Below are 14,340 nucleotides of genomic sequence, written 5' to 3'. Positions count from 1 at the left end.
TGTCATTACAGGATCCGCTTCAGAAGCTCCTGAAGCTCCTCCTGACTTTTATACTTATCCAGCCAGCTGTTCAGAAATTCTGTCACGTCTGCCTTCTTTGCGAAAAATCCGGTACGCCGGCTTCCATCGTAAAGATCCTCCAGGAAGATCCTGGAAAGCTCATTTTTTATATAGGGATGCGGCTCATGATCCAATGCCAGGAAATAATTTTCGAAGGCTTCCCGGGTACGCCCCTGTTTCTTCCGGATATCTCCCAGAAGCTTGTATACCTCTCCCTGCCATTCCTTATGGACCAGAAAGCTGCGGATCTCCTCTGCCAAATATTCCATCTCGCCCTCTTCCTCACTGCACAGGATCCTGGTACGGCCCTCTGCCAGTGCTTTGGGATAGCCGAATCTCTGCCATGCACAGGTAAGTGCCTCTTTGTACACCGGCTCCTCAAGGGTTCCCTCCCTTGGAGAATTACCGGTAATCCCCAGTTCTTTGCAAAGCTCTCTCACCAGCTCTTCCAGCTCCCCTTTTGTACGGACGGAATATACCTTCGCAAGATAAAGAGCGCCTCTGATCTCCTCATCCTCCGGCATCAGTCTGCTCCAAAATTCCATCAGAGAGAGTGCTTCTGATCTTCTCTGACTTCCAAGCAGATCCCGACAGTCCCGGATCGCCTGGGACTTCTGTTTTTTCAGGAATTTATCCAGTTCCAGCTGCACAATGCCATTATTGGTGCATTCTCTGGCTTTCAGATACTCTGCCATTGCTTCGTTCCGGAGGCCCTTTTTCCAGAGAAGATCCCCCTTATATTTCATAAAATATCCATCCTGGGGAAATACTCTCAGGCAGTAAGACAGAAATTTCTCCGCTTCCGAAGCATTCTGCGGTCCTTCCAGGCGCTCCATCACAAACCGGCATTTAAATTTCAGGAATCCCGGAGCATCCGGATATTTTCTGAGAAGATCATCCACGATCGCCTCTGCTTCCTGCATTTCTTTAAATTCATAGTGGCTGGCTGCTTTTCGGAAACGGCGGATATCCTCCACTGTCTGCTCCATTTCTGGAGTAAGATGATCCATTTTCTTGCGTACCTCGTACATACGGTATGCCTTGGAAACACGCTCCTGATAGATCAGTGTCAGCATGGCCGCCTGAAAAGCCTTATCCTCCAGCGGGATCAGGATCGGATGATAGAACGGACGGATCCCGTTAAAATCCTCACGCCCGATAAACTCCATGCTGAGCTGTACACGGTAATACTCCTCAAAGATCTCACCAAGCACATCATATCTTCTCTCTTTCAGCAGGGTCTCCGCTGTTTTTTCGGATCTCATCAGCCGGGCAGACACATCCCGGGCTACAACACCGGCTTTGATCCTTCTTCGTCTGTCATCCTGTTTATGGTCTCCCTTTGCCCTAAGAAGGCAGTAGAATTTGCGGAAAAGCATCTGTCTGCGGATACGTTTTTTGTCGATCCTTGGCATATATTCATCCCGCACCTCCTGATAGCTGGCGCCCGGAACATCAACAGACTCATGAGATTCTCTTTCCCCATGAGGCGGTATATAGGACCATTCGTCCCCGTAATGCCAGATCAGATAATCACTGGTCCTGTGAGGGATCATAACCTTTTCGCCCTCGAAGTCCATATATTTTACAGGGAACATCATATCCTTGTCAAAAAGAAACGGGCAGCCTCCCCATCGCATGGCATAGCGGCTGCACTCCTCTTCTTTATAAGAAAACATGATCTTCTCCAATTTCTTTAAGGTTCTGTCCTTTCCGCAGAAGGTATAGCGGAAAAGCCAGTACAGATACCGCCAGGGAGAAATTTCCCATCTGACTCCCACGACCATGCTGATATTCAGAAGTTCCGTATAGATCATCATATGGTCCCGGTATTTCTCATACTCACGGTCATCATCCGGAATGGGATCCAGAGTCAGTACGTCAATGATCTCACCAGCCTTGTCGTCCCCTATGATCTGATGCTTGTGGATCGCACAAGTATCCGTACTTCCGTAGCGCGGAAAACCGTTGGTATAATTACGATCCACTTCTGCACAATAAACCGCCCGGTTCGGCGGCATCTCGTTCTGACATATTTCTACAAATTTATCCCAGTCACTTTTGGGCATGTAAATGTCCACATCATCGTCCCATGGGATAAAGCCTTCATTTCGAAGAACACCGATCAGAGTACCTCCGGCCATTACATATCTAAGATCATGCTTTTTGCAGATCGCGTCAACCTCCCGGAAGAGCTGCAAAAGAAGCTTCTGTTTTTCTGTCATCTGTCAACCTCTTTGATTAATTATTTTCAAAAGCTCAGCCAGAGTTTCTGATTCTTCATAAAAAAATCTCGTACATTCTGTCCGTCTGTCACGAATCATGATGACCAGCTCCTGAAGCAGATAGCGAAGACCATTTCCCTCAAAATTAAAGCTGTAGCGTTTCAGGAATTCCTGACCTTCTATTTTGGCTTCAAAATATCCGGTATTCCACCAGTCACCGGGTACGGTGATACGCCCCCTGGTTCCGATGATCGCAAGCTCGTTTTCCACATCCACCGTTGTTCCAATCTCAATGGTCGCCAGTGCCCGGAGATACTTCATCGTGATCATATCATAAATAAAGCAGCCGTCACTGCTTTTCACCGCATTGCTCTTCACCTCCAGGTAATCCTTACCGAGAAGCTTGATGCATGCACACAGCGCCTGGCTGACTGTTTCGCTGAAATTTTTTCCGCCCTCAAAATCATCCTGAGAAATCGCGCATTTTACAGCTACCACATCTCCCACAAGCGCTCCATGTGTCAGCCAGACAAGCTGTGTAAACGCGCGCAGATAGACCATGGTAAGCTTCTCTACCAGAACAACCTGATGTGCCTTTGCCAGTGCAAACAGCTCTCTTATCTCTTCCGGTTCCAGAGCCATAGGCGTGTCACTGATCACATATTTATCACATTCCAGTGCCTTTCGGATATAATCTGCCCTGTTTTTCAGACCGGATCGGATATAAATGATATCCAATCCTTCCAGAAACTGCCCATAATCTGTACCATAAGAGTCAAGTTCGTATCTGTCACAGAATTCTCTCGCAACAAAAACATCCTCGGAATACACACTTTCTACATGCAGTCCGCTGACATACTTGGACTCCATCACCATTTCGTTGTCCTCTGTATCATCCGTAACAATGCCCATGCTGTAGATCATACCCTCACTTCTGAGCTTGGTACTGGAAATATTTTTGGTACGTTCCAGATAAACGACCTCACAGTAATTCTTCAGATAATCAAATTTGCCACGCCAGTCCGAACCGACTACCAGAAGGTCGATATTGTATTTTGTAATGTCATTTAGCTTCTGCCCCTGATATTCCTCTACAATGATCTCATCCGCAAAACCAGTCTTGCGGACATTTTCGATACGCTTCAGAAGGCTGTCCTGTACATTCAGCTTGCCGCGTTCGATATCATAGCTTTCACTGGTGACACCCACAACAAGATAATCCCCCAGCTCCCTGGCTCTTTTCAGAATATTGTAATGTCCCTGGTGGAACAGATCAAAGGTACCGTAAGTAATGACTTTTTTCATTATTAATTTAATCCTGCGCTTTCTCTTCTTTATTTTTCAAAAGCACTTCCATTTCCCCCTGCGGTTCTGTGATCTTTAATATATCATCCAGGTCCTGGAGCTGCTCAAATTCCTGTGGAGCTCCGGCATCATCCATGCCTTCCTCCATCTCAAGATCCTCATCTACAAAGAAATCCTCGCCACGGATTTCTTCCGTCTCTTCTGTCTCATGTTCCAGTACAGCCGCCACATCGTCCTTCACCTTACGTGCATCCTCCTCGTCCAGAGTTGCCGCAAGCTCCTCAATGGCTTTCTTTCTTTTCAGTATGATCTCATAACGGTCATCTTCATCATATTCATCCTCAAGTCCTTCATCCTGCACCTGCCTCTCACGTTTGAACAGAATAAATGTAAGCAGGTTTAGTACCCCTCCGTAGAGGAAAGATACCGGCTTGCTTCCAAGGATCAGCACAAGCACCCAGGATACTCCGAAAAGCACCCAGACATTCAGCATCTGCGGGATGCTGAGAAGAAGCAGGCCGTTGAGTACGATCATGATCGGATAATGGAAAAAATAAATCCCCATGGTATTTCTTCCAACAAAGGTAACCGGCAGCTTCACATCCGGGATCAATGCCAGAAACGTCAGCACCAGCACAAAAGATACCAGATACATCAGAAGGCGAATCAGCATTCCTGTGATATCATCCATTCCCGATAACTGATACGTATGATTCCCACGGAAAATATCTACCGGGATCTCATTGGCGATCATAAAATTTGGAACTGCATACAAAAGCAGGGCTGAAACCAGGAGCAGGATCCATTTACCCTTGAATTTACGGACCACGTCTGTGTAATCACTCTTCCACAGATAGCCTGCCACAAAAAACGGAAAAAATACAACAATCCTGGAGCTTGAAAGATAGGTCGTAAATTCCGGTCTTGTTCCTGCCCACAATGCAAAAATAATGCTCAGAGGCACGATAAAACGTATCTTGCCAAGTGCTTCGATAGTCAGCCTGTAGATAAACAATGCCAGCACATACCACATAACTGTTCCGGACGGACGGAGCAGCTCATAATCCATGCTTCTGCCGGTCCAGATATAAGCATACCAGGTCAGACTGTATCCAAGAATATAAGGAATCAGCAGATTCTTCACATTCTTCAGTACATCCTGTGGCTTCTTGGAAAGATATCCAGATATAAAAATAAAAGCAGGCATGTGAAAAATGGTGATCCCATACCATACATAACGCACCACCATGTCCACCTTGACCAGCTGAAATGCGATCAGATGATTAAATACGACAAGAAAGATCAGTACTACTTTAATGTTATCGACCAGGTAAGAATACGGAACTCCCTGGCTATCCGTTCTCTGTTTCATTTGTTTCCACCTTGTAATATTTGATAAAAGTATGAATAAATAATAACATATATTTATGAATTTGGAAATAAAGAATTAATATATGTCAGAATTATTCACCTCTTCCAGAATTTTTCAACGGTATTTCCATATCCCGTGGAGCGCATAGGAAACAAAGAAAAACAGACTCTTCAGCGGACCATATCCCACATACCGATACACCTGATAAGTCATTGCCGCAGACTTCAGCTTATTTCTGGATTTTCCCCCTTCACTGAGCCGGTATTTCAGGTAAGGTCTGTTGATCCCTGCTGCAAATCCTCCCTTTCTCAGGATCCGGAGCCAGGTAATGTAATCTTCATGGCTGTCATCATGCTCCATTGGAAACGCAAGTGCATCTTCTCTGCGCAGCAATACGGAAGAACAGTTGATGCTGTTATGCTTCAGAAGCTCCCTGTATGTGATCCGTTCCTTTACCGGAATATATTTGCCGGTAGTGCGCCCATCCGGCGTCATCAGCTCTCTTCCGGTGGAGCAGATCGCACAGCCGGTCTGTTCCATAACCTCTGTCTGGGCTTTCAGCTTGCCCTTTTCCCACCAGTCATCCGCATCCAGAAATGCGATATATTTTCCCCGGGCTTCCTTTACGCCCCGGTTTCTGGAACGGGCAGCCCCCATATTCTGTTCATTTTGGATATAACGGATCTTTCCGCTGTCCATATATTTCATTACAGCAAGTTCTGTGCCGTCTGCAGAACAGTCATCAATGACCAGCACTTCTACCGGAACCTCCTGTCCCAGTGCTGATTCGATCGCTTTTCCAATATATCTTTCCCCGTTATATACGGGCATCACTACGGAAACCAACGGCTTTTCCATAAAAACAACCTCCGTCCTCTCTATCCACAAAATGCGCGTCAGGATGATCTGCCGCAGCCTGACACGCATTTCGTTTCGTTACTTATTTTTTGTCTTCGGAACCCTTAAGAGCGTTCTTCTGATTATCATCCACGCCCTCGGAAACTTCTTTCTGGAAAAAGATCTTTACAGTCATAAACAGAAGCTTGATATCCAGAAGGAATGAATAATTTTCAATATAAAACAGATCCAGCTTCAGCTTATCATACGGTGTGGTGTTATATTTGCCATATACCTGAGCATAACCGGTCAGTCCGGCTTTTACCTTAAGACGATAGTGGAATTCCGGGATTTCCTGCTCATATTCCTGCATGATCACATCTCGTTCCGGACGTGGACCTACCAGAGACATATCACCCATAAAAACGTTAAACAGCTGGGGAAGCTCATCCAGATGCAGATTACGCAGGACATGTCCTACCGGTGTGATACGGGAATCGTGCTTGGACGCAAGACGTGCCCCGTTCTTCTCGGAATCCACACACATGCTTCGGAATTTCCGGATGCGGAATTCCTTTCCCTGATAGGTAAGACGATCCTGGAGATAAAATACCGGACCGCCGTCATAAGCCTTCACCGCAATGGCAATGATCAGCATGATGGGTGAGGATACGATGATCCCAAGTCCGGAAACAATGATATCCAGAACTCTCTTGGCTGCACGCTGCTCCATGGAAAGTCCCTGATTCCTGCACATCAGAAGCGGCGTATCAAACAGATGGATCCTGTCTGTTCCAAGCAGGATGATATCGGAAATCTTCGGGCTCATATAGCAGCGGATGGAATGAGAAAAACAGTATTTCAGATACCTGTTTCGGATCTGGGACGGAAGATCCCAGATGATCACGCCTTCATAATCTTCCATCATGGCATGGATCTTCTCTTCGCCCTCACGGATATGAACCTTACCGCTGATATCGTATTTATCCTTTCGGGTGTTCATCTTGTGGATCACATCACCGGGATCACGGTCTCCGTAGATCACCAGCAGCCTTCTGGCTCCGTACAGTCTGGAGTAAATATACCTGGAGCCCCAGATCCACAGTACCGTCACAACAAGCTGGACTCCGGTCATTTCGATCACCGGTCTGGCCGACATAAACCATCTGTTGATCAGTGTGATCTGAAAATACGTCACAACATTGGTACAGATCGTTGCCAGCGTCAATGAATAAAATACATCGATACGCTTCAGATAGCCTACCTTCAGACCTCCGTAAAGCTTGGCAAACATCAGATAGATCAGCGCATAGATCAGGATCATTACCCAGTTACCTTTTCTCCAGAATGGCTTCAGGATCAGGTCACTGTAAAAATCATACCATACATAAGCAAAGATCGCTGCCTGTGCGATCACGATCAGACTTGCCAGACAAAATACCACAAATCTCTTATAATCTTCTCTTTTACTTCTATTCACAGATTTTTCTTCCTTCCTGAGGAGTAGATATTAACTTCATCATTATAGCCAATATATACTCTTACGTCCAGAGATTCCTCTGATTTTTCTCCTGATATTTTCCTGTCAGGATGTTTTTTTCCGTGACTATAGCAAAAATCCCCAGGAGCTTACCCGGGGATTTTTGGCTGTATATATTTATTTTTCTTTTTCAGTTTCCACGCCTTTTCGAATTATTCATTCACCAGGTTATACTCTTCGATGGATTTGTTGATGGAATCTGCCATGTTTTTCACAGCTGTATCCACATCCTCTTTTCCGTTGAGCATGCTCTCAATCTCGGATTCCACGGTAGCTCTTGCCTCCGGGAATACACTTAACAGAGCGCCTACATAGTCGGCGGAAGAATCATGGAGCTGGTCGATCGCTGTCTGGAACTGCGGATATTTTGCAACATTATCCTTAAATACCTGCTCTTCCTGAGACTTTACAGTTACAGGGAAATATCCGGTCTGTGCGTTCCAGTAAGCCTGAGACTCCGGAGAGATCAGGAATTTTACGAACTCCCATGTTGCACGAAGCTTTTTCGGATCATTGTTGTTCAGTGCCCAAAGAGATGCACCTCCGATGGAAACACCACCCTCGTCACTGGATTTGATCTTCGGGAAGTATGCAGTACCAACCTCAAATTTTCCGTTTACATCCTGAAGGATCTGTTTCAGGGAAGCTGTGGAGCCAAGAGTGATCGCAGATTTTCCTGCAGAAAAATCTGCCAGACCAGCATCGCCGCCCTTTCCTACGACCGGTGCGAAGCCCTTGTCGTTAAGATCCTTCCATGCTGTAAGGATATTTTTTGCAGCACTGTTCTCATCAAAAGCAACAGCTGTAGCAGCCTCTTTACGTCCGTTTCCGTTGTTTGCATACTCAAGGCCCTGCTTTCCGATAAACTGCTCGAAGAACCATCCGTAGATTCCAAGAGACATTACCTCGCCTGCACCACCTTTGTCCAGAAGATCCTGCCCGATCTCACCGATGCCCTCCAGGCTGTCCGGAATTTCTGTGATGCCTGCTTTATCAAACATGTCCTTGTTGTAATACATGATCGGTGTGGAAGAGTTGAACGGCATGGAGTACAGCTCATTGTCGATGGTGTAGTATGCAGCCAGGTTCGGCTCGATCTCAGATACATCGTAGCTGTCTGCGTCGATCATCTGCTGCATAGGCACGATCCATCCGGAATCGATCATGAATCTTGTTCCGATCTCATATACCTGTACAAGATCCGCACCCATGTTTCCGATCTGTGCACTTTTCAGCTTGTTCAGAGAATCATCATATTCACCCTGATACTGAGCATCTACAGTAATTCCGTATTCATTCTCATCGTTGAATTTTTTTACCAGTGTATCGATCGCCTCACCATTGACACCACCCATGGAATGCCAGAAGGTAATGGTAGTTCCGTCTACATCGGAAGCATCTGCCATTTCCACTTTCTCATCTGTGCCGGCATCTGCGGCGAATACAGTTACTCCGGAAAGAGAACCGATAGTCATTGCTGTAGTAAGGAAAGCTGCGATGATTTTTTTCTTCATAACTTTTTTCTCCTCTTGAAAAATTTTCTCTTTTTTCATTTTTTTATATAAGATGAACTGCCCGTCTTACGACTTTGCAGTATCTTTTTGCATTATTTTTCCCCTTACAGCAGGATGCTGCAGGGTTGCTGCCTGCTCCGATATCAGCCCTTGACTGCACCCGAGAACATTCCTCTGATCAGCTGCTTCTGTCCAACGATAAAAATGGAAATGGACGGAATAATGATCATAACAACGCCTGCGATCATCAGGGTGATGGACTGTGAATCCACACTATCCAGCATACTGATACCGATCTGAACGGTTCGCATATTGTTGGAGCCCGTTACAAGCAGCGGCCACATGTACATATTCCATGCGTTGATAAAGGTATACACTGCCATAGCGCCAATAGCGGATTTTGTCAGCGGAAGCAGGATCCTTACGATAAATTTCAGATTGCTGCAGCCGTCAAGCTTTGCCGATTCATACAGTGAGATCGGGAAAGTCATGTAAAACTGACGGAACAGGAAAATTCCCATTGCGGATGTAAGGTAAGGCACGATCAGTACCTGATAAGTATCCAGCATTCCCCAGCTTGATACCGTCAGGTAGTTGGAAATGATCGTTGCCTCTCCTGGAACCATCATGGTTGCCATCACAACCATGAAGAGAATACCTTTTCCTTTGAATTCCAGGAAAGAAAACGCAAAAGCAGCAAGAGAACAGGTAATGATCTGTCCGATGGTAATGCATCCCGCCATGATAAAGGAATTCAATATGAATCGGAGAAGTGGAACGGTGCGGAATGCATTGATAAAGTTGGAAAAGGTCGGATTCTTGGGAAAGAGATTCAACTCTGTAGTAAACAGTTCACTGGAAGGCATCAGTGCAATACTGATGGCATAAAGCAATGGAAGCAGGATCAGAACCGCAAACACAACATTTGCCGTAACACGGAGTGCTGTTCTTGTTCTTCTCTTTGCAAGAGCTTTTGCATTCATAGCTTTTTTCAGCTCCAGAAGCTCCTCTTTTGACATGTTTCCCACTGCCGGGACTGCCATATTTTCCATCTGGCTCATCAGTAATTCACTCCCTTCTTCTCAATACGGAACATGATCAGTGTGATGATCATGATGATCACAAACAAGATAACAGACTGGGCTGCCGCACTTCCGAAGCGGTAGTTAAAAAACGCATCCCTGTAAATGGAATAAACAATAACATTGGTAGACTCATTAGGACCACCCTCTGTCAGGATCTTGATCTGTCCAAAGGACTGAAATGCCTGTATGATATTTACCACCAGTGTGTAAAACATGATCGGGGAAAGTCCCGGAAGCGTCAGGCTGAAAAACTGCTGCACACTGCTGGCTCCATCCACAGAAGCTCTCTCATAAATGGTCTCATCAATATTCCCGAGTCCTGCGGAAAAATACAGAAAATTGATCCCGCTGTTCAGCCACGCAGTAAGAATGGCTACGCAGATCAGAGCCGTGTTCGGATCGTTCAGCCAGTTAATATCCAGGCTGGTAAGTTTGTTCACAATACCCACTGCCGGGTGGAGCATGATCTGGAAGATCATTGCCGCAGAACTGGATGCAATAGCCATTGGCAGAGCATAGGATGTACTGAACACCCGGATTCCCGGAAACGCCTTGTTACAAAGCACTGCTGCGATCAGACCAAGAAGCATACCGCCGACCACAACGATCAGCACAAAGATCAGCGTCACCTTCAAACTGTTGATAAAGGATGCTGACTGAAGCAGCTCTTTATAGTTTCCCAGACCAACGTACAGCTTTGCCTGTCCCATCTTGTTGGTCTTGTAAAGACTTAAATAAATTGTTTTCACAAACGGATAAAACAGAAAAATTCCAAAAATAAGCATACAAGGCACCAGATATAAGTACGGTGTGATCTTGCTTTTGCTGTTATTTTCCATAACTATTTCTCCTCCTTGCATAATCAGATTCTATCTACAGGCTGATCTGCCTGCACTCAAGCTCTTCCGTGACATAAATTCATGACACAAAAATATTTTCTTCTGTCTCCGGATCAAACACATGGGCCTTCTCCATATCAAAATACAGAGAAACCTTCTCCCCTACCTGTGTCTGATTTTCCGGACTTAAGCGGACTGCCAGGGTTTTGCCCTGCTCATCAAAATAGAGGATCACTTCCGCTCCCAGCATCTCCCGGTTTACTACAGGCTCATCTACATCTACGCTTTCATTTTCAATACCAAGCTTTTTCGCCTCGTCCAGCTCGTAGATATCCTCCGGACGGATTCCAAGGATCACGTGTCTGCCGTTATATCTGTCTGCGATCTGTTTTCCTCTGGTTCCGTCCAGATAAACCTTTTTCACAGTTTTGGCATCATCCAGAAGAAGAGCCGTACGATTATTTTCTTCTGCTTTTACCGTACACCGAAAAAAGTTCATGGACGGAGAACCAAGGAAGCCTGCCACGAAAAGATTTACCGGATTGTCATAAATACTCTGAGGCGCTCCCACCTGCTGGATCAGACCATCCTTCATGACCACGATCTTAGTCCCAAGAGTCATGGCCTCTGTCTGGTCATGTGTTACATAAATAATGGTGGTGTCCAGCTGTTTATGTAATTTCACAAGCTCCACACGCATCTGGGCACGAAGCTTTGCATCCAGGTTGGAAAGGGGCTCATCCATAAGAAAGGCTTTCGGTTTCCGAATAATTGCACTTCCGATGGCAACTCGCTGTTTCTGACCGCCGGAAAGAGCTGCCGGCCTCCGGTCAAGAAGCTGCTCGATCTCCAGGATCTTTGCCACCTCATGGACCTTTCTGTCGATCTCATCCTTCGGAAGCTTACGGATCTTCAGGGCGTATGCCATATTTCCGTAAACCGTCATATTCGGATATAAAGCATAGTTCTGGAACACCATGGACATTCCCCTCTCCTTCGGTTCCAGATAATTGGAAAGCTCACCGTCGATCCACAGCTCACCGTCTGTGATTTCCTCCAACCCTGCAATAATACGCAAAGTTGTGGATTTTCCACATCCGGACGGACCTACAAAGATCACAAACTCTTTATCATGTATATCAAGATTAAAATCCTTCACACCGTAATGCTCCGAATCAAATTGCTTACATACATTTCTAAGTGCAATTTCTGACATTGCTTATCTCCTTTCTCTTCTCTCGCTTGCATAGTTTGTAGTATAGAATTTTTCCGGCTGTTCAGATATCGTGGTTGAGATAAAGATTTGTGAATTGTATGTTAAATTGTTTCAGAAATTATATGCAATTCCGTTAAATTCTTTCTCCAGAGTAAAATTCCGGCTGCGTTATGTTGCCACCTTCTTTCGCCGTCATCTCTGTCCTGCATCATATCTTCCAATTTTTATTACATTGATCACAACAGCTCTCTCCAATATGTCAGCAATATAGATATTTCCCGTCTCCTCGTATATCTGAATCAAATAAAAATAGAATATTCACATTTAATACTTGCCTCTCTGCCAGATAAATGGCCACTTTCAGGCTTTTATGGCCACTTGATTTGTGCAATTTTTTATGTTGTTTTAATTTTCTCTGTAAAATTTCAAATATACGTTTTGTTTTTGTCTAATTTTACTCTTGAAGTTTTATACATAAGTTAAACAATACAAAATATTGTTCTTAAATTTTCTAACTTTTTGTTAGCCACCTCGCGCGAGAAGTGCTATAATAATCCCAGTCAGAAAGAAATGCAGAATTCGTGTTACTGCGAACAGCGCGAACAGCAACATTACCGGAATCCATGCATCAGGAGGAGGAATTTGACATGATCACATTGAAAGCAGAGAAAAGAAACCCGAATGTAAAAGCTAAAAAATTAAGACGTGAGGGTTACGTCACAGGAATTCTTAGTGGAAAAGAAATGAAAGAGCCTGTAGCACTTCAGTTTGACGGTGCCGAGGCAGCGAAATTCATTAAAGCAAATAAAGAAGGTACACAGATCTATCTGGACATCGAAGGCGAGAAAGTTGATGCCCTGGTAAAGAACATTGATTATAATCCAATTGAAAAACAGCTGATGGCTCTGGATTTCCAGGCACTGGTAGCCGGTGAGAAGGTTTCCACAACAGTTGCTGTTAAACTAGAACATACAGATATGGTTCAGGGTATCGTTGAGCAGGAGATGGAAGAGATCCACTACAAAGCAGATCCGGCCAACCTTCTGGATACTATCGTTATCGACTTCAACGGCTATCCGGCAGATGTCCGTGACATCCACGTAAAAGACCTCCCGATCCCGGAAGGCAAACAGGTTCACTTTATCACACCTGAGGATGCAGTTGTTGTTCACATCGGTGAGTATGCAGCAGCTCCGGAAGAGGATGAGGACGCTGAAGGCACTGAAGCTGAGGCGAAGTAATTTTTATAATTTTTCATATGAAATATTTCAGGGGATTGCCACCAGGCAATCCCCTGTTGTTATTCATTATTCCCATAAAAGCGAAATACGCAGGACTCTATGTGCCTCTGCACATTCCACTTTTATTACATTTACTGTTATCTCAAAGATACTTTTAATGATACCTTTAGAAATTTACAAATAAAAAACGCCAAAAAGTCTTGATTTATAAGACTTTTCAGCGTTCCCACTAGCAGGGGATGAGAGAATCGAACTCCCACCAAAGGTTTTGGAGACCCCTATCATACCATTTGACCAATCCCCTATATACAAGAAAAAGTGGCTGTTGGCCACAAATTCTTTTACATTGTACTCTCAAAACTACATACATGCTTGTTGATGGTCAATCAAACTTTTTGAATCAATTCTTAACCTGCGTTTCTTGGTCAAGCCCTCACCCGATTAGTAACAGTCAGCTCCATGTGTTACCACACTTCCACCTCTGCCCTATCTACCTCGTCGTCTTCAAGGGGGTTTACTTCACTAAGAATGGGATATCTCATCTTGAGGGGGGCTTCACGCTTAGATGCCTTCAGCGTTTATCCCTTCCGGACTTGGCTACCCGGCCATGGCTTTGGCAAGCCAACCGGTCCACCAGCGGTCCGTCCATCCCGGTCCTCTCGTACTAAGGACAGCTCCTCTCAGATATCCTACGCCCACGCCGGATAGGGACCGAACTGTCTCACGACGTTCTGAACCCAGCTCGCGTACCGCTTTAATGGGCGAACAGCCCAACCCTTGGGACCTACTACAGCCCCAGGATGCGATGAGCCGACATCGAGGTGCCAAACCACTCCGTCGATGTGAACTCTTGGGAGTGATAAGCCTGTTATCCCCAGGGTAGCTTTTATCCGTTGAGCGATGGCATTCCCACTTAATACCACCGGATCACTAAGCCCTACTTTCGTACCTGCTCCACCCGTCGGTGTCGCAGTCAAGCTCCCTTCTGCCTTTGCACTCTTCGAATGGTTTCCGTCCATTCTGAGGGAACCTTTGGGCGCCTCCGATACCCTTTCGGAGGCGACCGCCCCAGTCAAACTCCCCGCCTGGCATTGTCCCACCGCCGG

General features: G+C 45.5%; 10 protein-coding genes, 1 tRNA gene and 1 rRNA gene. 1 reads left to right on the top strand and 11 read right to left on the bottom strand.

Features of this window, described 5'->3' with window-relative positions:
- Positions 1-5: 5 nt before the first annotated feature.
- The 9 genes from EAI83_RS04570 to EAI83_RS04530 all read right to left on the bottom strand — a co-directional run bounded on the left by EAI83_RS04570 (position 6) and on the right by EAI83_RS04530 (position 11,993).
- Positions 6-2,285 (bottom strand): LicD family protein, encoded by a 2,280-nt coding sequence (locus tag EAI83_RS04570; protein WP_129974687.1) that lies wholly within the window; start codon positions 2,283-2,285, stop codon positions 6-8.
- A 3-nt stretch (positions 2,286-2,288) separates the two neighbouring features.
- The gene (locus EAI83_RS04565) at positions 2,289-3,590 is read right to left on the bottom strand and encodes an adenylyltransferase/cytidyltransferase family protein (protein ID WP_015525326.1); all 1,302 of its coding nucleotides are present in this window, start codon (positions 3,588-3,590) and stop codon (positions 2,289-2,291) included.
- A gap of 7 nt (positions 3,591-3,597) precedes the next feature.
- The gene (locus tag EAI83_RS04560; protein WP_015525325.1) at positions 3,598-4,962 is read right to left on the bottom strand and encodes an acyltransferase family protein; all 1,365 of its coding nucleotides are present in this window, start codon (positions 4,960-4,962) and stop codon (positions 3,598-3,600) included.
- Between the two features lie 114 nt (positions 4,963-5,076).
- Entirely contained in the window at positions 5,077-5,820 is a 744-nt protein-coding gene (locus tag EAI83_RS04555; protein ID WP_059086347.1) for a glycosyltransferase family 2 protein, read from the bottom strand.
- Positions 5,821-5,902: 82 nt separating this feature from the next.
- The gene (locus tag EAI83_RS04550) at positions 5,903-7,279 is read right to left on the bottom strand and encodes a sugar transferase (protein ID WP_129974686.1); all 1,377 of its coding nucleotides are present in this window, start codon (positions 7,277-7,279) and stop codon (positions 5,903-5,905) included.
- A 212-nt stretch (positions 7,280-7,491) separates the two neighbouring features.
- Positions 7,492-8,853 (bottom strand): ABC transporter substrate-binding protein, encoded by a 1,362-nt coding sequence (locus tag EAI83_RS04545; protein WP_129974685.1) that lies wholly within the window; start codon positions 8,851-8,853, stop codon positions 7,492-7,494.
- Positions 8,854-8,996: 143 nt separating this feature from the next.
- Positions 8,997-9,914: a carbohydrate ABC transporter permease gene (locus EAI83_RS04540; protein WP_022427089.1), complete on the bottom strand. Its 918-nt coding sequence runs from the start codon at positions 9,912-9,914 to the stop codon at positions 8,997-8,999.
- The gene (locus tag EAI83_RS04535) at positions 9,914-10,777 is read right to left on the bottom strand and encodes a carbohydrate ABC transporter permease (protein ID WP_129974684.1); all 864 of its coding nucleotides are present in this window, start codon (positions 10,775-10,777) and stop codon (positions 9,914-9,916) included. The genes EAI83_RS04540 and EAI83_RS04535 overlap by 1 nt, the downstream gene beginning before the upstream one ends.
- A gap of 79 nt (positions 10,778-10,856) precedes the next feature.
- Positions 10,857-11,993 carry an ABC transporter ATP-binding protein gene (locus EAI83_RS04530; RefSeq protein ID WP_129974683.1) on the bottom strand — a complete coding sequence of 379 codons (1,137 nt, stop codon included), beginning with the start codon at positions 11,991-11,993 and terminating at the stop codon, positions 10,857-10,859.
- A 647-nt stretch (positions 11,994-12,640) separates the two neighbouring features.
- Between EAI83_RS04530 and EAI83_RS04525 the strand changes: the two genes are divergently transcribed.
- On the top strand, positions 12,641-13,234 hold the full coding sequence (locus tag EAI83_RS04525; RefSeq protein ID WP_129974682.1) for a 50S ribosomal protein L25: 594 nt from the start codon (positions 12,641-12,643) through the stop codon (positions 13,232-13,234).
- 233 nt (positions 13,235-13,467) lie between these two features.
- Here EAI83_RS04525 and EAI83_RS04520 read toward each other — a convergent pair.
- Positions 13,468-13,538 (bottom strand) — tRNA-Trp (locus EAI83_RS04520).
- Between the two features lie 117 nt (positions 13,539-13,655).
- Positions 13,656-14,340, bottom strand: a 23S ribosomal RNA gene (locus EAI83_RS04515); the annotation flags it as partial.

The organism is Blautia sp. aa_0143 (assembly GCF_004167315.1).
In the GTDB taxonomy this organism is placed as follows: Bacteria; Bacillota; Clostridia; order Lachnospirales; family Lachnospiraceae; genus Blautia_A; species Blautia_A fusiformis.
This window is presented reverse-complemented; position numbering and strand designations above follow the sequence as displayed.

What these genes read in the sequence shown, in the direction of transcription:
- EAI83_RS04525 (WP_129974682.1), top strand. Translation starts at nt 12,641, where the DNA reads ATGATCACATTGAAAGCAGAGAAAAGAAACCCGAATGTAAAAGCTAAA.
- EAI83_RS04560 (WP_015525325.1), bottom strand. Translation starts at nt 4,962, where the DNA reads ATGAAACAGAGAACGGATAGCCAGGGAGTTCCGTATTCTTACCTGGTC.
- EAI83_RS04555 (WP_059086347.1), bottom strand. Translation starts at nt 5,820, where the DNA reads ATGGAAAAGCCGTTGGTTTCCGTAGTGATGCCCGTATATAACGGGGAA.
- EAI83_RS04540 (WP_022427089.1), bottom strand. Translation starts at nt 9,914, where the DNA reads ATGAGCCAGATGGAAAATATGGCAGTCCCGGCAGTGGGAAACATGTCA.
- EAI83_RS04545 (WP_129974685.1), bottom strand. Translation starts at nt 8,853, where the DNA reads ATGAAGAAAAAAATCATCGCAGCTTTCCTTACTACAGCAATGACTATC.
- EAI83_RS04535 (WP_129974684.1), bottom strand. Translation starts at nt 10,777, where the DNA reads ATGGAAAATAACAGCAAAAGCAAGATCACACCGTACTTATATCTGGTG.
- EAI83_RS04565 (WP_015525326.1), bottom strand. Translation starts at nt 3,590, where the DNA reads ATGAAAAAAGTCATTACTTACGGTACCTTTGATCTGTTCCACCAGGGA.
- EAI83_RS04570 (WP_129974687.1), bottom strand. Translation starts at nt 2,285, where the DNA reads ATGACAGAAAAACAGAAGCTTCTTTTGCAGCTCTTCCGGGAGGTTGAC.
- EAI83_RS04530 (WP_129974683.1), bottom strand. Translation starts at nt 11,993, where the DNA reads ATGTCAGAAATTGCACTTAGAAATGTATGTAAGCAATTTGATTCGGAG.